Source organism: Mycolicibacterium lacusdiani, assembly GCF_021916785.1.
GTDB classification, from domain to species: domain Bacteria; phylum Actinomycetota; class Actinomycetes; order Mycobacteriales; family Mycobacteriaceae; genus Mycobacterium; species Mycobacterium lacusdiani.
Genome location: NZ_JAKCFC010000014.1, coordinates 110,821 through 133,457, shown reverse-complemented (window position 1 = coordinate 133,457; position 22,637 = coordinate 110,821). Strand labels below are relative to the sequence as shown.

The following is a 22,637-nucleotide window of genomic DNA, read 5'->3' as shown; positions in this document are numbered from 1 at the left end:
CCGACGCGCAGAGGCGTCCGGTAGGGTCGGGGCGCTAGCGGAAAAAGAAAACGCCATTCTCATTTGGTGCAGCCCTGACGAAGAAGACAGGAGGTCGCATGTCGCCCCCCAAGCGAACCTCGGCGGCGCTCGGCGGCGGCGACGGGGACGACCCGCAGGACGCGGCCGCACCGACGTCGTCGGACGACGTGCTGGCCCTGGCCGAAGAAGCCGAAGCCGAGGCCGCTGAAGCCGAGGCGCTCGCGGCCGCCGCCCGAGCCCGTGCCCGCGCGATGCGACTGCGCAGGGAAGCCGCCGCCGCTGCTGCATCCGCACCGACCACCGTGGAACCGGTTCCGGCCGCCGAACCCACCGAGGCCGCCGAGATCGACGAGTCCGATGAACCCATCGTCACCGACGAACCCGCGACCACCCACGAACCCGCCGCTGCCTCCCGGCAACGCAGGCTCCGGTTGCCACGCCCGTCACTGGCGTTGGCCGCCGCCGCGCTCGCGGTCGTGCTCACCGTTGGATTCGTGGCAGCGGGTGTCTACATGACGCTGCATCATCAGCGGGTCGTGGCGCAGCAGGAGCGGTCCGCCGAGTTCGCGGCCGCCGCACGCCAGGGCGTCGTGACCCTCATGTCGCTCGACTTCACCCGCGCCGAGGAAGACGTGCAACGCATCATCGACAACACCACCGGCGACTTCCGCAAGGACTTCGAGGGTCAGGCGGAGATCTTCACCCAGGTCGCCCAGGAATCGAAGGTCATCACCGAGGCGACCGTGAACTCGGTCGCAGTGGCATCGATGACCCAGGACACGGCCACCGTGCTGGTGGCGGTCACTACGAACGTCTCCAACGCCGCCAGCCAGGAGCAGCAGCCCAGGTCGTGGCGGCTCAGCGTCGACGTGGCCCGCGATGCGGGCCAGATCAAGCTGGCAAAGGTGGAATTCGTGCCATGACCGACGAGACACGCGAGAGCGTCACCGGCGACACGGCGACCGGCGTCGAAGAGACCGAGCCGGCAGCAGTCGAACTCGACGACACCACCGCCGAGGCGCCGCCCGCCGCCGCCAGCTCGACGCGCGGGTCGACGCGCGCCGGTGGTCTCCGCGGCGTCGTCATCCCCGCGGTGCTGGCGGTCCTGCTGCTCACTTCGGCCGCGTTCGCGGCCTGGGTCTACTTCGAGCAGTACCGCCCCGACGACCAGACGAGTAGCACAGTGGCCGCCTCGGCCATGGACGCGGCGTCCGAGGGCACCGTCGCGCTGCTGTCGTACTCGCCGGAGTCGCTGGATCAGGACTTCGCCACGGCCAAGACGCACCTCACCGGCGAATTCCTCACCTACTACACGCAATTCACCACCGACATCGTCACGCCCGCGGCGAAGCAGAAGGACGTCAAGACCTCGGCGGACGTGGTCCGTTCCGCGGTCTCCGAGATCCGGCCGGACTCCGCCGTCGTCCTGGTCTTCATCAACCAGACGACGACCAGCAAGGAGAACCCCGCGGGCTCGTTCACCGCGAGCAGCGTCAAGGTGGGCATGACCAAGGTCGACGGAAAGTGGCTCATCAACGCGTTCGACCCCGTCTAGGTCTCGCGGCCGACCGACGGCGATCCGATAGCGTGCTGGCCGATGAACCCGACGGCGACTGAGCCCTGCGCGATCGTGCCCGTGGACGCGACCGTCGAGCGCGCCGCGCTGTTCTGCGTCGTCGCCGGAGAACCGGCGCTGCTGCGCGTGCTCCGAGCCCTGCTCGGCGATGGCCGCGTCCCAGCGCGGCGGATCGTCGTCGTGGCCCAGCCGGAACTAATCGACGACATCGCCGCGGCCACGGCCGACGCGGGCCTGGCCGAGATCGCGATAATCGCAGGCGATGCCACGCGCGTGCAGTGCCTGCGACGCGGGCTCGAGCATCTCGACCCCGGGCCGGACGCGGCGCTGCTGGTACACGACCATCGGTGCCCACTCGCGTCCGCAGCGGTGACCGACCGGGTACTCGGGGCGCTCGCCGAGGGCCATGCCGTCGTGGCGCCGGTGCTGCAGATGACCGACACTGTGAAGCAGGTCGACGAGACCGGCGCGGTGGTCGACACCATCGACCGTCAGGCACTGCGCACGGTCCAGCATCCCCGCGGATACCGCGCGGCGACGCTCGCATCGCTGTTGAACGAGGACGACGACGAGTTCACCTCCGCGCTGACGTCGGGTACGCCCATCGAAACCGTGACCGGCGACGGCGACGCGATCACCGCGGACCTTCCGGCCGACGCCGCACTGCTCGACGCCGTCCTGGCCGCTCGTTCGGGTTAGACGTCGCTGCCAAGCAGGTGTGCGGCCACGGCGACGTCGTGGGGGAACGTCACCTTGAAGTTCGTTGCCGCACCGGGGAACACGTGCACGTCCACGTCGGTGAACCGCTGTATGCACGCCGACGTGTCGGTCCCGTCGAAGCCCTCGGCCGCCGCCGCCCGGTACGCCGCGAGCAATGGCCGGGCGTGGAACGCCTGAGGGGTCTGCACTCGCACCAGGGCGCCGGGCACCCGACTCACCCGATCGCCGTCGTCGCGGAACACGTCGCCGGCGGGCAGGCCGGGGATCGCGCCGCCGAACCGGCGCGCCGTGGCCAGTGCCGCCGCCATCAGATCGGGGCCTGCCAGCGGGCGCGCGGCGTCGTGAATGAGCACCACGTCGACGTCCCCGGACTCGATGTCGGCGGCGAGGTGATTCAGCACGTTCCACTCGGACCCGTGCCGGGTATCCCCGCCCTCGACCAGTTCGATTGCGCCCGAATCGACTTCGGCGGCAAGCATGCGCTCGGCGGTGTCGCGTTCGCCGCGGCGGTACACCAGCAACACCCGGTCCACTCCCGGTGCGGTCGCGACGGCGTTCACCGACCACGACACCATGCTGCGGCCGGCCAACGGGAGGTATGCCTTGTTGCCGTCGGCGCCGACGCGGGTCCCCATGCCCGCCGCCAGCACGACGCCCACGGCGGCGGGCCCGGTGGTCGAACGCATCCGCTCACGGTAGACGGATGTAGCGGCGCGGACTCCGACCCGGTACGGTTCCGCCGGTCAGAGAGCAGGTCGAAGGGAGCAGGTCGATGAGCGATCCGCAGCCGCAGGTGCCCCGCGCGGCGCGTGCCCACCGAATCCGGCCGATGGCCGGGCGGGACCCGCACGAGGACCACCGGACTGCGACGCCGCTGGAGCTGCTGTTCGACCTGACCTTCGTCATCGCGTTCGGCATCGCCGCGTCCGAGCTGGCGCACGCGCTGGCCGCCGGTCACGTCGGCGTCGGACTGATCGGGTTCCTCTTCTCGACGTTCGCCGTCTGCTGGGCGTGGATCAACTTCACCTGGTTCGCCTCGGCCTACGACACCGACGACTGGGTGTACCGCGTCCTGACAATGGTGCAGATGGTCGGCGTGCTCGTCCTGGCACTCGGCATCCCGCCGTTCTTCGCGTCGATCGAGCATGGCGGGCACCTCTCCAATGAGCTGCTGGTCGCCGGTTACGTGGTGATGCGGGTCGCGATGGTGACGCAGTGGTTGCGCGCAGCCAGACAGGATCCTGCGCGGCGGGCCGCCAGCCTCACCTACGCCACGGTCATCACCATCGTGCAGGTTGGCTGGATCGGGTCGATCTTCCTGCCCGTCGGCGTGACCCTCGGCCTGGCGATGTTCGCGATCCTGGCGCTGGCGGAGATGTCCGGGCCCTGGCTGGCCGAGACCCGCAAGGGTGGCACGCCATGGCACGCGCACCACATCGCCGAGCGATACGGACTGCTGGCGATCATCGCCCTCGGCGAGGGCGTGGTCGGCACGGTGGCGTCGCTGACCGCCGTCGTCGGCGAGCACGGGTGGACGCCGGACGCCATCCTGCTCGCGGTGGCGGGCACTGCGCTGACCTTCACGATGTGGTGGATCTACTTCGCGATGCCGTCGGCCGACGTCCTGCACGCACATCGAGAGCGGTCGTTCCTCTTCGGCTATCTGCACATCGCCTTGTTCGGCGCGATCGTCGCCACGGGCGCGGGGCTGCACACCGCGGCGTACTACGTCGAGGATCACTCTGAACTCGGGTCGACCGGGACGGTGCTGTCGGTCGCGTTGCCGGTCGGGATCTTCGTGCTGCTGGTGTTCGGCCTGTACGCGCTGTTGGTGCGTTCGTTCGACAAGTGGCACGTCGTGCTCAGCCTGCTCATCGTCGCCATACTGGCGGCCGCGGTGGTGTCTGCGATGGCCGGCGTCCCGATGACGGCGTGCCTGCTCATCGTGACGCTCGCACCCGCGGTCGGCGTGATCGGCTCCGAGGTGCTCGGGCATCGTCGCGAGGCCGCCGCGCCGCCCGCCACGACGAGCGGTGAGCCGACTCCGTCGTAGATCGTGTTTGGCCGCCACCTCGTGGGTACGCCTGACGCAGCGGCGCACTCACGCGTCCGCGGTGAGTCAGACGGGAGTACGACATGCCGAAGACGACCAAGAGCGGGCAGGCGAAGAAGAGCGAATTGCCCAGCACGTTGAAGAAGTCGCCAGAGAAGGCGCAGCGGACGTTCGCCAAGGCGCACGATTCCGCCGCCGAAGAGTACGGCGAGGGGGAGCGGGCACACCGGGTGGCGTTCAGCGCCGTCAAGCACAGCTTCGAGAAGGTCGGCGACCACTGGGAGGCCAAGGACGAGAAGGGCCCGTCGGATCAACGCGCGCGCAGCGGCGGTCCGAACGCCAAGGGCGAGACCGCCGAGGGCGTCGACGCGAATGCCAGCAAGAAGCACCTGATGGACGTCGCGCGGCGGCTCGACGTCGATGGCCGGTCGAAGATGACGAAGGACGAACTCGTCACCGCGATCAAGAAGGCCAACCGTCGGGAGTCGGCCGCGAAGCGCTGAATCGAGCCGGAGCGAAGAACCGCTAAGTCACCGCGGCTCGAACGTCTCCAGCAGCGACCGTTCCTGCTCGGCCTTCATCAGCCGGCGCGCCTTGCGCCGGGTGATGAGGATGCCGACCACCGCGATCGTCCACACGGCGTACTGGACGGTCCACGCGACGTGGAACGAGTCGAACGAGTAGCCACCGGAGGCGTCGAGGATCGCGCCCATCGCCTGCATGACCATCAGCGCGGCGAGGAAGCCGCCCATGTTGACCATGCCCTGAGCGGTGCCGAGCGTGGAACTGGGGTTGAAGGTGCGGGCGAAGTCGAAGCCGACCATCGATCCCGGCCCGCCGACCGAGATGACCACGACCAGCACGACGAGCAGCCACAGCGGCGCCCGCGAGGGGAGCGCCAGCACGACGGTCCAGATGATCGCGTTGCTGGCGATGATCAGCAGGACCATCCGGGACCGGCGGTGGGGTAGGCGGCCGGTGATGATGCCGATGACGATGCCTGCCGAGATGGCCGTCAAGACGGAGATCGTCAGAAGCGCTCCCGCCATCGCGGTCGACAGACCCTGCGCGACGGTCAGGTATGGCACACCCCACATCAACGCGAAGACCGTGACCGAGAATTGGGTCCCCATGTGAGTGAAGAACCCAAGGCGTGTCCCGGGCCGCAGCCAGACCGTCTTCACGCTCGACAGGGTCGCTCGGACCGTCAGGGCTTCCTTCTCGATCACGCGGCCGTGCGGGGTGTCCTTGATCAACGCGAACGCCAGCACCATCGCCAGGACGCCCAGTGCCGTCACCGAGGCGTAGGCGGTCGCCCATCCCGCTCCAGTCAGCAACGCCAGGAACGGGAGTGCCGACAGCACCTGCCCGAGTTGCCCGCAGATGCCGGTCAGCTGGGTCAGCAGTGGGACCTGCTTGGTCGGGAACCAGTGCGGCACGAGTCGGAGCACCGAGATGAACGTGACGGCGTCGCCGAGGCCGACGACGGCGCGGGCACCGATCGCCAGGGGTAGCGACGACGTGAGTGCCAGCGTGATCTGGCCGGTTGCCATGAGAGCCGCGCCGGCGACGATGAGCACTCTGGACCCGTACCGGTCGAGCAGGATCCCCGCTGGCACCTGCGCGCAGGCGTAGACCACGACCTGCAGCACCACGAAGGTCGACAGGACGCTGGGCCCCGCGGCGAAGCGGTCTGCGGCTTCCAGCCCGGATACGCCCAGCGTCGTGCGGTCCAGAACCGCGACGATGTAGGCAAGAAGACCCGTCGACCAGATGACCCAGGCGCGCACTCGGTCGATCGTCCCGTACCGGTGGCTCCGAGAGCGAATCGATCGCGGCGATCGGTGACACCGGGCGGTTCGCTGGATTCGGCGGTCGGTCAAGGGAGGGTCAGCAATCCATCTGGTCAGAGCCTTGCGCCGATGGCCACAGTGACCGTCGGCATCGTTGCAGGCGGCGTCGACGTGTGAGCTAATCGGCAATCGTGGGTCGTCAGATGCGGGTGCCCGCGGGGTCACCGCCGAAGCGCTGGGCCAGCCACACCGGGACGATCGCGACGACGGTCAGTGCCGCGGCGACGACGTTGATGACCGGGGCCTGGTTGGGACGGAACAGATTGCCGAATATCCAGATCGGCAGGGTCTGGACCGACGGTCCAGCGGTGAACGTGGTGACGACGATCTCGTCGAAGCTCAGGGCGAACGCCAGGATCGCTCCCGCGACCAGTGATCCCCGCATCATCGGGAAGGTGACGTAGCGGAACGTCTGCCACGTCGACGCGCCCAGATCGGCCGACGCGTCCTCGAGATGCGTTCCGAGACGGCGCAACCGGGCCTGGGTGTTGTTGAACACGATGACGATGCAGAACGTCGCGTGCCCGACGATCACCGTCGCGAGTCCGAGGGTGAGCCCCAGGGCGGACGTGAACGTCGCGTTGAGCGCGATGCCGGTGACGATGCCGGGCAGCGTGATCGGCAGCACTACCAGGAAGCTGATGGTGTTGCGTCCGAAGAAGTCGAACCGCTGCACGGCGAACGCGGCCATGGTGCCCAGGATCAGTGCGATGACCGTGGCGCCGACGCCGACGACTGCGGAGTTCGCCAGCGACGTCCACATGCCCCTGCTGTTCGCGGCATCGCGCCACCACTCGAGTGTGAAGCCGCTCGGCGGGAACGCGAACGAACGAGAGGAGTTGAAGGCGTTGACGACGACCAGAAGCAATGGTGCATAGAGGAATGCGAGGACCATCACGGTCCAGGCGCGCAGACCACCACGGGCGGAGCGGGACAGCATCAGACGTTCTCCAATGCACCCGTGCGCCGCATGGCCAGCAGGTACGCGATGATCGCGACCAGCGGAATCACCGACAGCGCGGCGGCCAATGGCTGATTGTTCGCGGTCACCAGCTGGCCGTAGATGACGTTGCCGAGCAGTTGGCTCTTGCCACCAACGATGGTCACCGCGATGTAGTCGCCCAACGACAGCGAGAACGTGAAGATGGATCCGGCTGCGATGCCCGGGAACACCAGCGGCGCCATCACCATGCGCAACGTCGAGAAGTCGGACGCCCCGAGGTCGGCACTGGCGTCGACCAGTGAGTTCGGCACCCGGTCGAACGCTGCGAACACCGGGATGACCATGTACGGCAGCCACAGGTAGGTCAGCGTGACGGTCGTGGCGATCAACCCGTAACCCGGGGAATGCCCGGTGGCCCACTGCAGCGGTCCTTCGGGTGACAGCATCACGCGCCAGGCGTAGGCCTTGACCAGGTAACTCGCCCACAACGGGGTCGTCACCGCCACGACGAGCGCCAGCCGCATCCGCGGCGACGCCACCTTGGCCATGAACAGCGCAAGCGGTACCGCCAGCACCGCACAGAGCACGGTGACGAGCAGTGCCACGCCCACCGTCCTGATGGTGACGGCGCGGAACAGTTCGTCGGTCAGCACTCTGGTCAGGTTGTCGCCGGTGACGGTGTGGACGACGGCACCGGTGAACGAGTTGGTGGTCCAGAAGGCCGAGACCATCAGCACCGCAAGGGAACCGAGGTACGCGACGCCCAGCCAGGCCAGGGGCGGCACCAGGAGGAGGGCGAGACGCAGCTGCCTACCCAGACCGGGTGAGCGGGTCGCCGCCTCGGGTGAAACCGACGTCACCCCTTGATCTGCTGCCATCTGCTGACCCACTCGTCGTAGGCCGTGCAGTCATCGCCGCTGCCGTCGACGCACTGCTTCTGCGGGGTGGTCCAGTAGTGGATCTGCGCGGCGAAGTCGGCGTCGGTCGCGTGATAGATGTCGCAGTAGTCGCGTTGGGTGGTGAACTCACAGGCCTTGGTCTGGCCCGGGGCCTCGCCGAAGTACTCGGCTGCCTGGGCGTTGATCTCGGGCGAGGTGATCCAATTCATCCACTCGTACATGCAGTTCGGGTGCGCGGCCTTCGACGACACCATCCAGGTATCCGACCAGCCGGTCGCGCCCTCCTTGGGCAGCACGGTGTTGACCTGCACCTTGTTGCCCGCGCCGATCGTGTTGGCGATCACCTGCCACGTCGTGCCGATCACCGACGTGCCGGACTCGAAGGCCTGCACCTCCTTGGTGTAGTCCGACCAATACTCACCGACGTTCTCCCGTTGCGCGCGAAGCAGTTCCACGGCCGCATCGAGTTGCTCGGTGTTCAGCGAGTACGGGTCCTCGATGCCCAACTCCGGCTTGGTCTTCGACAGGTACAGCGCGGCGTCGGCGATGTAGATGGGGGAGTCGTAGGCGGTCACCTTGCCCTTGTACTTGCCCGAGTCGGTGAACACGGCACCCCAGGAGTTGGGCGCGTCCCGCACGACGTCGACGTTGTACATCAGGAGGTTGGCACCCCAGCCGTGCGGGATGCCGTACATCTGGTCGTCGATCGAGTTCCAGGGCTTGTCCTTGAGGAACGGGGAGATGGTCTCGTAGTTCGGGACCAGCGACGTGTTGACCGGCGCTACGTCACCGGCGTAGATCAGCCGAAGAGTGGCGTCACCCGACGCCGAAACCCCGTCGTACTGACCGCTTCTCATCAACTGGACCATCTCGTCGGAGGTGTTGCCGATCTTGACGTTCACCTTGCAGCCGGACTGCTGCTCGAACGGCGTGACCCAGTCGACCTCCGGATCGTTCGACCCGTTCTCCGCGTAGCCGGCCCACGTGACGAGGTTGAGTTCGCCCTCACCTTCGCCGAGCGCGCCGAGCGCCTCCATCTGCGGCGGCTTCTCACCGCCGCCTGCGCCGCCGCCGTCGGAGCCCGAACAGCTTGCGACCAGTGCGGCGCACGCGGTCAGCGCCAGACCGAGTCGGATCGAGTGGGTTCTCATGTGCACTCCTGAGGGGTCGGTCAATTGGACAGATCGTGAACGGCGTCGTCGTCCCACGCGAACGTGATGGGGGCGCCATGGTCGAGGTCGTCGGGAAACGTCGTCGCGGCGTTGAGCATCGTCGCGGTGAGGGTGACGCCGGGCGCCGCGACCGCGGTCACCCGGGTGGTGGCGCCCGAGTAGATGACCTCGGCCACCGTCGCGTCGACGGTGCGGGTCCCCGGTGCGCTGATGTCGCCGGTGCGGAGGACGGACACCTTCTCCGGCCGTACGGCGAAGACGCCCGGCCTGCCGACGATCACCCGGGCGGCCTCCCCGTCGAAGACGTTGGACGTCCCGACGAAGTCGGCCACGAAGCGGTTCGCCGGCCGTTCGTAGACGTCGCGCGACGGACCCACCTGCTCGATGCGGCCGTCGTTGAACACGGCCAGGCGGTCGCAGAGCGTCAGTGCCTCGTCCTGGTCGTGGGTGACGATGACGAACGTGATGCCGACCTCGCGCTGAATCGCCTTGAGTTCCACCTGCATCTGCTCGCGCAGCTTGAGGTCAAGCGCTCCGAGCGGTTCGTCGAGGAGCAGGACGCGTGGCCTGCCGACCAGTGCGCGGGCGAGTGCGACGCGCTGACGCTGCCCGCCGGAGAGCTGCGCAGGGCGCCGCGCGGCGACGTCGGTGAGTCGCACCATGTCGAGCGCATCGGCCGTGCGCTTGCGGCGGTCGGACCGTGCGACGCCGCGGACCTTGAGCCCGTACTCGACGTTCTGGCCGACCGTCATGTGCGGAAACAGCGCGTACTCCTGGAACACCGTGTTGACGTCGCGGCGCTGGGCGGGCAGCGACGTCACGTCCTCCCCGCCGAGGCGGATGGTGCCGGCCGTGGGCTCCTCGAATCCGGCGATCATCCGCAGCACCGTCGTCTTGCCCGAGCCAGACGGGCCGAGGATGGCGAAGAGTTCACCGTCGTAGACCGTCAGATCGGCGCCTTCGACGGCAACCACGTCGGCACCCCGGGCGCTGCCGCGGTCGCGGAACACCTTGCGCACGCCGTCGAGTTCGATCCGGGGTTCGTTCGCCGCGGCCGCGGTCGTGGCCGTGGTGCCGGGCGCCGCGTCGACCCGTCCGGAAGGCATGGCTGATCTTATGAATTCCTCCGCCACATTGCAGCGTCATCACGGATCGCGTGCCGTGTCGTGTCGAATGCGACGGGTTCCGTCGTCGCGCTCACGGCGATCGCACAGCCGCGCCTTGCCCGCGAACGTCGGTTACCGCCACGCCAAACCCGTGATGACCGTGTCGGTAACCTACGTTCGGCGAAAGTTGAGCGGTTGCACAGCCTAAGCTGTGCGACGTGAAGAAGCTGGTCCTCGGCGCGAGCGGGTTCCTCGGCTCGCACGTGACCCGTCAACTGGTCGCCAACGGCGAGGACGTCCGCGTCATGCTGCGAAAGACCAGTTCCACGAGGGGAATCGACGACCTCGACGTCGAACGCAGGTACGGCGACGTCTTCGACGACGCGGCGTTGGCGGACGCGATGTCGGGTTGTGACGTGGTCTACCACTGCATCGTCGACGCGCGCATGTGGCTGCGCGACCCGGCGCCGCTGTTCCGCACCAACGTCGAGGGTTTGCGGCACGTGCTCGATGCGGCCGTCGCCGCGGATCTGCGCAAGTTCGTCTACACCAGCACCACCGGCACCCTGGCGGTCAGCACCACGCGGCCGGTCACCGAGGACGACCCGCACGATTGGGACGACGGCGGTCCGTACATCGAGGCCAGGGTGGACGCGGAGAACTTGGTGCTGCGCTACGCCCGCGAGGCCGGACTGCCGGCAGTCGCCCTGTGCATCTCCACGACGTACGGCCCAGGGGACTGGCAGCCGACCCCGCACGGCGGGCTGATCGCGCAGGTGGCCGCCGGACGCTTCCCCTTCTATCTCGGATTCTCCGCGGAGGTGGTCGGCATCGAGGACGCCGCGCGCGCCATGCTGCTGGCCGCCGAGCACGGCCGCGTCGGTGAGCGGTACATCGTCTCCGACCGCTACCTGAGTTCGCGCGACGTGCATGCCATCGCCGCGGAGGCGGTGGGACGCCGTGCACCGCGCATCGGCCTACCGCTGCCGTTGCTGTACGCGGCCGCCCGAATCAACGATCTGGCCGCCTCGGTGCTGCAGCGCGACCTCGAGTTCGCTGCGGTGGGCATCCGCATGGCCGAACTGATGTCACCCCTCGATCACCGCAAAGCCGAGCGAGAACTGGGTTGGACGCCTCGACCGGTCGAGGAGTCGATCGCCGCCGCTGCCCGCTTCTTCCAGAACGAGGCTCGCTGACCGACAGCGCCGTGCGGCCCGAATCGGCCGGGGCTCTGGTGCCGGCGGCGGTGTCGACGCCGGTGTGGCCAGTGGCACTGACGGGGAAGTTGGTGTTCGGGTCGTGTCCTGGGAGTCGCGTCGACCTCGCGGCGTGACGTGCGGAACCACCCGCTGCCGCACTCGCCGGCGGCGCCTCGATCGCAGCGCTGACGTCCGCGGTTCCGCCTGTGATTGCGTCCGCCACCATGGAGATCCGGCTCGACCAGGCTGGCGGCGTGATCACGGCCGCCGACGCGGGATCGGGTGCGACCGGCGCACACCGGTACGCGCCGGACCCCCGGACGAGGCCCTGGCTCGGCACGCCGATCCGCCCGGCGGATGGCCCGTGACCTGTGGAGAGCGGGCGGACGATCGTGTCGGACGACCAGCGCCTCGTGCAGTTCGTTACCGGCTGGCTGGGCGGGTAGGGCGCCGGGATCGGGCTCGTAGACGGGGTTCGGAGTCGAACGTTCCCGCGAGCGGGCTCAGTGGGTCGTCCGTTCGGGCCTCGGTCGACGACGTCCCACCGGACGGCAGGACGAAGGGCGGGTGGCGCCCCAGCTCAGGACCTCGGAGTCCGTGATCGGCCGCCAGTGCAGGGGGTCGGCGTCGACCCGGCGAAGACCGACTCGGCTTTTCGGGACGGCCCGGGGCGCACCGCCGGCAGCGCGACGGGGGTTCGCCGCGGAGATGGCGCACCCAACCGTGGACGCGCACCGGTCGGATCGACGAGCGCGGTGCCGGGGGACACGGACCGCGTCATCGAAGTCGGATCCGGGCAACCAAGCCGAAAAACTTACTGATCAGTAAGTCCGCTCAGCAAACATCGCGGCGCGGATTGCGACGTCGACTAGACACATCGGAGGAAGTTGTCGGGCTTCGCCGTGGCGCTGTGGCGCTTCTGGGCGTCCGAAAATCTTAGATAACGATTTGGTAACAATACTGCCTTGATCTGCGCCGTTATAGCTACTCGACCGTAACCACACGCATGCAGGACGTTTGTCCCGGAACGTCGGCGGGCCGTTCGGAAGACGTGTTATCCAACACGTGGTTACTCGAGCGTAGAACTCGCCAGTAACCATTCTGGGCCCGTAGCACCGGTCAGCTCTTATGACACTCTTACAAGGGCTCACACACACGCCAGGCTCCCATCCGAGGGAGCCGGTACCGCGTCCCAGAACGCCAGACGGTCGATGCGGCAGTGGCCCAGATGTAGTCGGAGATTCGACGCCGAATCATCCCCCGCAAGGTAGCGGGGGCCGACACCCCAGACGAACGCCGACGACGAGCAATACGCGCGAGCAGCGCACGAGGAGATGGCAACACGTGACGATCAACGAACACGACAGGGTTTCGACGGGGCGCGGAGCGGTCGGATCGACCTCCACCCACACTGCGCACGCGCTGGTCGATCAGCTCAACGCCGGTGAACCCTATGCAGTCGCGTTCGGCGGCCAGGGCGGCAACTGGCTGGAGAACCTCGAGGAACTGATCAGCTCGGCCGGCATCGAGTCCGAACTCAGCGAGGTCGTCGGCGAGGCCGCGCTCCTCCTCGAGCCCGTCGCCCGTGAACTCGTCGTGGTCCGGCCGGTCGGCTTCGAGCCCATCCAGTGGGTGCGTGCGCTGGCCGCCGACGAGACGCTGCCGACCGCCAAGCAGCTCACCACCGCGGCGATCTCCGGACCCGGCATCCTGTTGGCCCAGATGGCCGCCATGCGCGCCGTGGAGCGCCAGGGCCTCGATCTGCAGGGCACGCCGCCCGTGGCGATGGCCGGACACTCCCAGGGCATCGTCGCCGTCGAGTCGCTCAAGGCCGGCGGCGCACGCGACGCCGAGCTGCTCGCCCTGCTGCAGCTGATCGGTGCGGCGGGCTCGCTGGTCTCGCGTCGTCGCGGCATGGTCGGGCGAGGCGACAAGTCGCCGATGGTGTCGGTCACCAACGCCGATCCCGACCGCATCGCCGAACTGCTCGAGGACTTCTCCACCGACGTTCGCACCGTGCTGCCGCCGGTGCTGTCGATCCGCAACGGCCGCCGTTCGGTGGTCATCACGGGCACGCCCGAGCAGCTCGCACGCTTCGAGCTGTACTGCTCCAAGATCACCGAGAAGGAAGAGGCCGAGCGCAAGGCGAAGCTGCGCGGCGGCGCCGTGTTCAGCCCCGTGTTCCACGGCGTCCAGGTCGAGGTGGGCTTCCACACGCCGCGCCTGGCCGACGGTGTGTCCGTGGTCGACGGCTGGGCCGCCAGGACCGGCATCGACGCCGACCTCGCCCACGCCATGACCGAGGCGATCTTCGTCAAGCCGATCGACTGGGTCGCAGAGGTCGAGCGGCTCCACGACGCCGGTGCCAAGTGGATCGTCGACCTCGGCCCCAGTGACACCCTCACCCGCCTGACCGCCCCCGTGATCCGCGGACTGGGCGTCGGCATCGTTCCTGCGGCCACCCGCGCCGGACAGCGCAGCCTGTTCACCGTCGGTGCCGCCCCGGAGATCGGCCCCGCGTGGTCGAGCTACGCGCCGTCGGCGATCACCCTGCCCGACGGCAAGGTGAAGCTGTCGACGAAGTTCACCCGCCTGACCGGCCGGTCGCCGATCCTCCTCGCGGGCATGACGCCCACCACCGTCGACGCGAAGATCGTCGCGGCGGCCGCCAACGCCGGCCACTGGGCCGAGCTGGCCGGCGGTGGCCAGGTCACCGAACCCATCTTCGACGCGCGCATCGAGGAACTGACCCAGCTCCTCGAGCCGGGCCGCGCCGTGCAGTTCAACTCGCTGTTCCTCGACCCGTACCTGTGGAAGCTGCAGCTGGGCGGAAAGCGCCTGGTGCAGAAGGCACGTCAGTCCGGCGCTCCCATCGACGGCGTCGTCGTCACCGCGGGCATCCCCGAACTGGACGAGGCCGTCGCCCTCATCGAGGAACTCAACGGCATCGGCATCACGCACGTCTGCTTCAAGCCCGGCACCGTCGACCAGATCAAGTCGGTCATCAAGATCGCCGCCGAGGTGCCCGAGCGCGACGTCATCGTGCACATCGAGGGCGGCCGCGCCGGTGGCCACCACTCCTGGGAAGACCTCGACGACCTCCTGGTCTCTACCTACGGTGACCTGCGCAAGTCGGCCAACATCACGATCTGCGTCGGCGGCGGCATCGGCACCCCGGAACGGGCCGCCGAGTACCTGTCGGGCCGTTGGGCCACGCAGTACGGCTTCCCGCTGATGCCGGTCGACGGCATCCTCGTCGGCACCGCGGCGATGGCTGCGCTCGAGGCGACCACCTCGCCGGCCGTCAAGCAGCTGCTCGTCGACACCACCGGTACCCCCACGTGGGTCGGCGCTGGTAAGGCGCAGGGCGGCATGGCATCCGGGCGCAGCCAGCTCGGTGCCGACATCCACGAGATCGACAACGCCGCGTCCCGCTGCGGCCGCCTGCTCGACGACGTCGCCGGGGACGCCGACGCGGTCGCCGAGCGTCGCGACGAGATCATCGCCGCGATGGCCGTCACGGCCAAGCCGTACTTCGGCGACGTCGACGACATGACCTACCTGCAGTGGCTGCAGCGCTACGTCGAACTCGCCATCGGCGACGGATCGAGCACCGCCGACACCCGCAAGGACGGCTCGCCGTGGCTCGACGTCAGCTGGCGCGACCGCTTCGAGGAGATGCTCAAGCGCGCCGAAGCCCGTCTGCACCCGCAGGATTCGGGACCGATCGAGTCGATCTACACCGTCGACGAGACCGGGGAGGCGCTGCTGGAGGACCCGGAGCGCGCGCTGGCCGCACTGCTCGAGCGGTACCCCGACGCCGAGACGGTCAAGCTGCACCCCGCCGACGTCCCGTTCTTCATCACGCTGTGCAAGACGCTCGGCAAGCCGGTCAACTTCGTGCCCGTCATCGACAAGGACGTCCGCCGCTGGTGGCGCAGCGACTCGCTGTGGCAGGCGCACGACGCCCGCTACACGGCCGACCAGGTGTGCATCATCCCCGGCACCCAGGCCGTCGAGGGCATCACCCGCGTCGACGAGCCCGTCGGCGACCTGCTCGACCGCTTCGAGAAGGCATCGATCGACGAGGTGCTCGCCGCAGGCGCCCAGCCCGTCGCCGTGGTGTCGCGCCGCCAGGCACGCGCCGACGTCACCGGACCGCTGGCCGTCGTCCTCGATTCACCCGACGTGCTGTGGGCCGGTCGCACCGCGATCAACCCGGTGCACCGGATCGGCTCGCCGAACGAGTGGCAAGTCCATGAGAATCGGGTTCCGGAGGGCAGGAGCGAAGCGACCGGGGATTCGAGCACTGCGACACACCCGTCCACCGGCTCACGCCTGGAGCTGACCGGCGATCAGGTCACGCTGAGCGTCCCGCTGTCCGACATCTGGATCACCATCCGGTTCACGCTGCCCGCGACCACGGTCGACGGCGGCATGCCGGTGGTCACCACCGAGGACGCCTCCGCGGCAATGCGCGCCGTGCTGGCGATCGCGGCCAACGTCGAAGGCCCCGAAGCACTTCCGCCGGTCCACGACGACAGCACCACCGTCACCGTGTCCTGGGATCCCGAGGAGGTCGCCGACCACACCGGTGTCACGGCCACGTTCGGGGCTCCACTGGCGCCCGGCCTGACGCTGGTGCCCGACGCCCTGGTCGGCCGTTGCTGGCCCGCAGTCTTCTCGGTCATCGGCTCGGCCGTCACCGAGACCGGCTTCCCGGTCGTCGAGGGCCTGCTCAGCCTGGTTCACCTCGACCACGCTGCGCACCTGCTCGCGCCGATGCCTCAGTCGAAGGCCGAACTGACCGTCACCGCAACGGCTTCGGCTGCCGTCGACACCGAGGTCGGCCGCGTCGTCCCCGTGTCGGTCACCATCGCCGACGCCTCGGGCACCGTGCTGGCCGAACTCGAGGAGCGCTTCGCCATCCGTGGCCGCAGCGGCGCTGCCGAGCTGACCGATCCGGTGCGTGCCGGTGGCGCGATCACCGACAACGCCACCGACACCCCGAGGCGTCGCCGTCGCGACGTCACGGTCACCGCACCCACCGACATGAGTGCGTTCGCCGTGGTGTCGGGTGACCACAACCCGATCCACACCGACCGGGCCGCCGCACTGCTCGCCGGGCTGAAGACGCCCATCGTGCACGGCATGTGGCTCTCGGCCGCAGCGCAGCACGTGGTCACCGCCACCGACGGGCGGGCCACTCCGCCCGCGCGGCTGGTCGGCTGGACGTCGCGCTTCCTCGGCATGGTCCTGCCCGGCGACGAGATCGACTTCCGCGTCGACCGCGTCGGCATCGACCGTGGCGCCGAGATCATCGAGGTCACCGCGAAGGTCGACAACGAACTGGTGATGGCGGCGACCGCGCAGCTCGCGGCACCCAAGACCGTCTACGCCTTCCCGGGCCAGGGCATTCAGCACAAGGGCATGGGCATGGAGGTCCGTGCCCGGTCCAAGGCCGCCCGCAAGGTGTGGGACACGGCCGACAGGTTCACGCGCGACACGCTCGGCTTCTCCGTGCTGCACGTGGTGCGGGACAACCCGACCAGCCTGATCGCCAGCGGCGTGCACTACCAGCACCCCGAGGGCGTCCTGTACCTCACGCAGTTCACCCAGGTCGCGATGGCGACCGTCGCGGCGGCGCAGGTCGCCGAGATGCGCGAGCAGGGTGCGTTCGTCGAGGACGCCATCGCCTGTGGTCACTCGGTCGGCGAGTACACCGCGCTGGCCTGCGTGTCGGGAGTGTACGAACTCGAAGCGCTGCTGGAAGTGGTGTTCCACCGCGGCAGCAAGATGCACGACATCGTTCCGCGTGACGAGCACGGCCGGTCGAACTACCGGCTGGCGGCGATCCGTCCGTCGCAGATCGACCTCGACGACGACGACGTCACCGACTTCGTCGCCGAGATCGCCGAGCGCACGGGCGAATACCTGCAGATCGTGAACTTCAACCTGCGCGGCTCGCAGTACGCCATCGCCGGCACCGTGCGTGGTCTCGAGGTCCTCGAGGAAGAGGTCGAGAAGCGTCGCGAGATCAGCGGCGGCAAGCGGTCGTTCATCCTCGTGCCCGGCATCGACGTGCCGTTCCACAGCTCCGTGCTGCGGGTCGGCGTCGCCGACTTCCGGCGCTCGCTGGAGCGGGTCATGCCGCGCGACGCCGACCCGGCGCTGCTCATCGGTCGCTACATCCCGAACCTGGTGCCGCGGCCGTTCACGCTGGACCGTGACTTCATCCAGGAGATCCGGGACCTGGTGCCTGCCGAGCCGCTCGACGAGATCCTCGCCGACTACGACACCTGGCTCAACGAGCGGCCGCGCGAGCTGTGCCGCAAGGTCGTCATCGAACTGCTCGCATGGCAGTTCGCCAGCCCGGTGCGCTGGATCGAGACCCAGGACCTGCTCTTCATCGAGGAGGCCGCAGGCGGTCTCGGCATCGAGCGCTTCGTCGAGATCGGCGTGAAGTCCGCGCCGACGGTGGCGGGTCTGGCGACCAACACCCTGAAGCTGCCGGAGTACTCGCACAACACCACGGAGGTGCTCAACTCCGAGCGCGACGCCGCGGTGCTGTTCGCGACCGACACCGACCCGGAGCCCGAGGCCGACGACGCACCTGCGGCGGCCGCTCCGGCTGCCGAGGCCGCGACGGTCGAGGCGGTTCCCACGGCCCCGGCACCTGCCGCGGCGCCGTCGGGTGGCCCACGCCCCGAGGACATCACGTTCGACGCCGCCGACGCCACCATGGCGCTCATCGCGCTGTCGGCGAAGATGCGCGTCGATCAGATCGAGGCGCTCGACTCCATCGAGTCGATCACCGACGGTGCGTCGTCACGCCGCAACCAGCTGCTGGTCGACCTCGGCTCCGAGCTGAACCTCGGTGCCATCGACGGTGCGGGCGAAGCGGATCTGGCCGGCCTCAAGGGGCAGGTGACCAAGCTGGCGCGTACGTACAAGCCGTTCGGTCCTGTGCTCTCCGATGCCATCAACGACCAGCTGCGCACGGTGCTCGGCCCGTCCGGCAAGCGCCCGGCGGCGATCGCCGAACGCGTCACCAAGGCATGGGAACTCGGCGCGGGCTGGGCCAAGCACGTCACGGCCGAAGTGGCGCTGGGAACCCGTGAGGGCAGCAGCGTCCGCGGCGGCAGCCTCGGCGGTCTGCACGACGGAGCGCTGCCCGACGCGGCAGCGTTCGACAAGGTCGTCGACGCGGCGGTCGGTGCGGTCGCGGCGCGACGCGGCATCGCGGTGTCGCTGCCGTCGGCCGGCGGTGCCGGGGGAGGCGTGGTGGATTCCGCCGCGCTCACCGAGTTCGCCGAGACGGTGACCGGACGCGACGGTGTGCTCGCCTCAGCGGCCCGGATGATCCTGAACCAGCTCGGCCACGATGCGCCGGTGAGCGTCGGCGAATCGGTCAACGACGCCGAACTCGTCGACCTGGTGACCGCCGAACTCGGGTCCGACTGGCCCCGCCTGGTGGCGCCGACGTTCGACGGCCGCAAGGCGGTGCTGTTCGACGACCGGTGGGCCAGCGCCCGCGAGGACCTCGCCCGGTTGTGGCTGGCCGAGGAGGACGAGATCGACGGCGACTGGAAGCGGCTCTCCGAGCGCTTCGAGGGTGCCGGGCACGTCGTTGCGACGCAGGCGAACTGGTGGCAGGGCAAGGCCCTGGCTGCCGGCCGCAACGTGCACGCGTCGCTCTACGGTCGCGCCGCGGCCGGCGCGGAGAACCCCGCCAGCGGTCGCTACGCCAACGAGATCGCCGTGGTGACCGGCGCGTCGAAGGGTTCGATCGCGGCATCGGTGGTCGCTCAGCTGCTCGACGGCGGCGCGACCGTCATCGCCACGACGAGCAAGCTCGACGACGATCGGCTCGGGTTCTACAAGGCCCTCTACCGCGACAACGCCCGGTTCGACGCGACGCTGTGGGTGGTTCCGGCCAATATGGCCTCCTACGCCGACATCGACGCCCTGGTGGACTGGGTCGGCAACGAGCAGTCGGAAAACCTTGGACCGCAGTCGATTCACCTCAAGGACGCCCTGACGCCCACGCTGCTGTTCCCGTTCGCCGCACCTCGGGTGGCCGGTGACATGTCCGAGGCGGGCTCGCGCTCCGAGATGGAGATGAAGGTGCTCCTGTGGGCCGTGCAGCGGCTCATCGGCGGGCTGTCGCACATCGGCGCAGAACGCGACATCGCGTCGCGTCTGCACGTGGTTCTGCCCGGCTCGCCGAACCGCGGCATGTTCGGTGGCGACGGCGCCTACGGCGAGGCCAAGTCGGCGCTCGACGCCGTGGTCACGCGGTGGAAGGCCGAGACCTCGTGGTCGCAGCGCGTGTCGCTGGCCCACGCCCTGATCGGCTGGACCAAGGGCACGGGCCTGATGGGACACAACGACGCCATCGTCGGTGCCGTCGAAGAGGCCGGGGTCACCACCTACTCCACCGCGGAGATGGCCTCGATGCTGCTCGCACTGTGCGACATCGAGTCCAAGGTGGCCGCAGCCCGCGCGCCGCTGCACGCCGATCTGACCGGCGGACTCGGCGACGTCGAGATCGACATGGCCGAACTCGCCGCCAAGGCGCGCGAGGAGATGCTGGCCGAATCCAAGCCCGACGCCGACGAGGTGGATGGACGCACCATTCGCGCCCTGCCGTCGCCGCCGCGCGGATACACCGCGGCGCCGCCGCCGGCATGGGACGACCTCGACGTCGACCCGGCCGACCTGGTGGTCATCGTCGGTGGTGCGGAACTCGGGCCGTACGGCTCGTCGCGCACCCGCTTCGAGGCCGAAGTGTCCGGTGAACTGTCGGCCGCCGGCGTGCTCGAACTCGCGTGGACTACCGGTCTGGTCAAGTGGGAGGACGACCCGAAGCCGGGTTGGTACGACACCTCCTCCGGCGACCTCGTCGACGAGGGTGAACTGGTCGAGCGCTACCACGACACGGTGCTCGAGCGGGTCGGCATCCGGTCATGGGTGGACGACGGCGCGATCGATCCCGATCACGCTGCGCCGCTGCTGGTCTCGGTGTTCCTGGACAAGGACTTCACCTTCGTGGTGTCGTCGGAGGCCGACGCCAGGGCGTTCGTGCAGTTCGACCCGGAGCACACCGTCATCGCGCCGGTGGCGGACGGGTCCGACTGGCAGGTCACCCGCAAGGCGGGCACCGAGATCCGGGTTCCGCGCAAGGTGAAGCTCTCCCGCACCGTTGGCGCGCAGATCCCCACCGGATTCGATCCGACGGTCTACGGCGTCACGCCGGACATGACGAACTCGATCGACAGGTTGGCGCTCTGGAACCTGGTCACCACCGTGGACGCGTTCCTCGCCTCGGGCTTCACCCCGACCGAACTGATGCGCTGGGTGCACCCCAGCCTGGTCGCCAGCACGCAGGGCACCGGCATGGGTGGCATGACGTCGATGCAGACGATGTACCACGGGAACCTGTTGGGCAAGAACAAGCCGAACGACATCCTCCAAGAGGTGCTCCCGAACGTCTTCGCTGGTCACGTCGTGCAGTCCTACATCGGCAGCTACGGCTCGATGATTCACCCGGTGGCGGCATGTGCCACGGCCGCGGTGTCGGTCGAGGAGGGCGTCGACAAGATCAAGCTCGGCAAGGCGGAGTTCGTGGTCGCCGGTGGGTACGACGACCTGACGCTGGAGGCCATCACGGGCTTCGGCGACATGGCGGCGACCGCCGACACCGAGTCGATGCGCGCCAAGGGCATCAGCGACTCGAAGTTCTCCCGCGCCAATGACCGGCGCAGGCTGGGCTTCGTCGAGTCCCAGGGTGGCGGCACGATCCTGCTGGCCCGCGGTGACCTGGCACTCGAGATGGGTCTGCCCGTGCTGGCGGTCGTCGGGTACGCGTCGTCGTTCGGCGACGGCGTGCACACGTCGATTCCGGCTCCCGGCCTCGGCGCCCTCGGCGCAGGGCGCGGCGGTAGGCAGTCGCAGCTGGCCAAGTCCCTGGCCAAGCTCGGCGTCGGTGCCGACGACATCGCCGTGATCTCCAAGCACGACACGTCGACGCTCGCCAACGATCCCAACGAGACCGAGCTGCACGAGCGGCTCGCGGCCTCGATGGGACGGTCGACCGGCAACCCGCTGTTCATCGTCAGCCAGAAGAGCCTGACGGGCCACAGCAAGGGCGGCGCGGCAGCGTTCCAGATGATGGGGATGTGCCAGATGCTGCGCGACGGCGTCATACCGCCCAACCGCAGCCTGGATTGCGTCGACGACGAACTGAACCACGCACAGCACTTCGTGTGGGTGCGCGAGACCCTGCACCTTGGCGAGAAGTTCCCGCTCAAGGCAGGTCTCGTGACGAGCCTCGGCTTCGGTCACGTGTCGGGTCTGGTGGCGCTGGTGCACCCGCAGGCGTTCCTGGCGGCACTGGATCCGCAGCAGCGCGAGGACTACCAGCGTCGTGCCGGTGAGCGCGTGCTCGCCGGGCAGCGCAGGCTCGCGTCGGCGATCGCCGGTGGGCCCGTGCTGTACGAGAAGCCGGCCGATCGCCGGTTCCACCACGACGAGCCGGAGAAGCGCCAGGAGGCCGACATGCTCCTCGACGCGTCGTCGCGACTCGGCGCGGATGGCTGGTACGCGCGGTGACGGAGTCGGGCTGGGGTAGCGTCGCGGCGTGAGCATCGTGGGAGTGGGCATCGATCTGGTCTCCATACCGGACTTCGCCGAACAGGTGGATCAGCCGGGAACGGTGTTCGCGGAGACGTTCACCCCTGGTGAGCGTCGCGACGCTGCAGACAAGAGTTCTTCTGCGGCAAGGCATCTCGCCGCGCGGTGGGCTGCGAAGGAGGCCGTGATCAAGGCGTGGTCCGGGTCACGGTTCTCCAAGCGGCCGATGCTGCCCGAGGGCATCCACCGCGACATCGAAATCGTCACCGACATGTGGGGCCGACCGAAGGTCCGGCTGTCGGGCGCGATCGCCGAGCATCTGAAGGACATCACCATCCACCTGTCGCTCACCCACGAGCGCGACACCGCCGCGGCGGTCGCCGTCCTGGAGACCCCCACCTAGCGGTTCCCCTTTCCCGCGAGCGTGCGTGTCTGCGGACGACACGCCGCGTCCGGAGCC

At 68.9% G+C, this 22,637-nt stretch carries 15 protein-coding genes; 9 read left to right on the top strand and 6 right to left on the bottom strand.

Translation table 11 applies throughout. The features are described 5' to 3' along the window. Nucleotides 1-98 precede the first annotated feature (98 nt). Genes LOK44_RS28640 through LOK44_RS28630 form a run of 3 tightly spaced genes read left to right on the top strand, consistent with a single transcriptional unit; the run spans nt 99 to nt 2,296 of the window. A complete protein-coding gene (locus LOK44_RS28640; protein ID WP_237573466.1) occupies nt 99-944 on the top strand; it encodes an Rv1363c family protein in 846 nt (281 codons plus the stop codon). Continuing rightward, nucleotides 941-1,576: an Rv1363c family protein gene (locus tag LOK44_RS28635; protein WP_237573465.1), complete on the top strand. Its 636-nt coding sequence runs from the start codon at nt 941-943 to the stop codon at nt 1,574-1,576. The genes LOK44_RS28640 and LOK44_RS28635 overlap by 4 nt, the downstream gene beginning before the upstream one ends. Nucleotides 1,577-1,618: 42 nt before the next feature. After that, on the top strand, nt 1,619-2,296 hold the full coding sequence (locus LOK44_RS28630; RefSeq protein WP_237573464.1) for an IspD/TarI family cytidylyltransferase: 678 nt from the start codon (nt 1,619-1,621) through the stop codon (nt 2,294-2,296). Here LOK44_RS28630 and LOK44_RS28625 read toward each other — a convergent pair. Beyond that, on the bottom strand, nt 2,293-3,003 hold the full coding sequence (locus tag LOK44_RS28625) for an IspD/TarI family cytidylyltransferase (RefSeq protein WP_237573463.1): 711 nt from the start codon (nt 3,001-3,003) through the stop codon (nt 2,293-2,295). The genes LOK44_RS28630 and LOK44_RS28625 overlap by 4 nt on opposite strands. 86 nt (nt 3,004-3,089) lie before the next feature. On the opposite strand from LOK44_RS28625, the gene LOK44_RS28620 reads away from it, so the two are divergent. Then, nucleotides 3,090-4,370, top strand: a complete 1,281-nt coding sequence (locus LOK44_RS28620) for a low temperature requirement protein A (RefSeq protein ID WP_237573462.1) — start codon at nt 3,090-3,092, stop codon at nt 4,368-4,370. A gap of 83 nt (nt 4,371-4,453) precedes the next feature. Continuing rightward, complete coding sequence (locus LOK44_RS28615) at nt 4,454-4,873, top strand: ChaB family protein (RefSeq protein ID WP_237573461.1); 420 nt, start codon at nt 4,454-4,456, stop codon at nt 4,871-4,873. Nucleotides 4,874-4,900: 27 nt separating this feature from the next. Here the strand turns inward: LOK44_RS28615 and LOK44_RS28610 are convergent, their stop codons facing one another. From LOK44_RS28610 to LOK44_RS28590, 5 genes are all read right to left on the bottom strand, one after another. Then, complete coding sequence (locus LOK44_RS28610) at nt 4,901-6,160, bottom strand: MFS transporter (protein WP_237573460.1); 1,260 nt, start codon at nt 6,158-6,160, stop codon at nt 4,901-4,903. A gap of 202 nt (nt 6,161-6,362) precedes the next feature. Further along, nucleotides 6,363-7,163, bottom strand: a complete 801-nt coding sequence (locus tag LOK44_RS28605; protein WP_237573459.1) for an ABC transporter permease — start codon at nt 7,161-7,163, stop codon at nt 6,363-6,365. Next, nucleotides 7,163-8,044: an ABC transporter permease gene (locus LOK44_RS28600; RefSeq protein ID WP_237573458.1), complete on the bottom strand. Its 882-nt coding sequence runs from the start codon at nt 8,042-8,044 to the stop codon at nt 7,163-7,165. Before LOK44_RS28600 ends, LOK44_RS28605 begins: the two co-directional genes overlap by 1 nt. Next, nucleotides 8,023-9,216 carry an ABC transporter substrate-binding protein gene (locus tag LOK44_RS28595; RefSeq protein WP_237573457.1) on the bottom strand — a complete coding sequence of 398 codons (1,194 nt, stop codon included), beginning with the start codon at nt 9,214-9,216 and terminating at the stop codon, nt 8,023-8,025. Before LOK44_RS28595 ends, LOK44_RS28600 begins: the two co-directional genes overlap by 22 nt. 20 nt (nt 9,217-9,236) lie before the next feature. After that, nucleotides 9,237-10,343 carry an ABC transporter ATP-binding protein gene (locus tag LOK44_RS28590; RefSeq protein WP_237573456.1) on the bottom strand — a complete coding sequence of 369 codons (1,107 nt, stop codon included), beginning with the start codon at nt 10,341-10,343 and terminating at the stop codon, nt 9,237-9,239. A 218-nt stretch (nt 10,344-10,561) separates the two neighbouring features. Between LOK44_RS28590 and LOK44_RS28585 the strand changes: the two genes are divergently transcribed. The 4 genes from LOK44_RS28585 (at nt 10,562) to acpS (ending at nt 22,580) form a co-directional block, all read left to right on the top strand. Further along, complete coding sequence (locus LOK44_RS28585; protein WP_372481330.1) at nt 10,562-11,539, top strand: NAD-dependent epimerase/dehydratase family protein; 978 nt, start codon at nt 10,562-10,564, stop codon at nt 11,537-11,539. Nucleotides 11,540-11,748: 209 nt separating this feature from the next. Next, nucleotides 11,749-11,910, top strand: coding sequence for a hypothetical protein (locus tag LOK44_RS28580; protein WP_237573455.1), 162 nt, complete (start codon nt 11,749-11,751; stop codon nt 11,908-11,910). Nucleotides 11,911-12,886: 976 nt separating this feature from the next. Then, nucleotides 12,887-22,156, top strand: coding sequence for a type I polyketide synthase (locus tag LOK44_RS28575; protein ID WP_237573454.1), 9,270 nt, complete (start codon nt 12,887-12,889; stop codon nt 22,154-22,156). A gap of 28 nt (nt 22,157-22,184) precedes the next feature. Beyond that, nucleotides 22,185-22,580: a holo-ACP synthase AcpS gene (acpS, locus tag LOK44_RS28570; protein ID WP_237573453.1), complete on the top strand. Its 396-nt coding sequence runs from the start codon at nt 22,185-22,187 to the stop codon at nt 22,578-22,580. Nucleotides 22,581-22,637 lie beyond the last annotated feature (57 nt).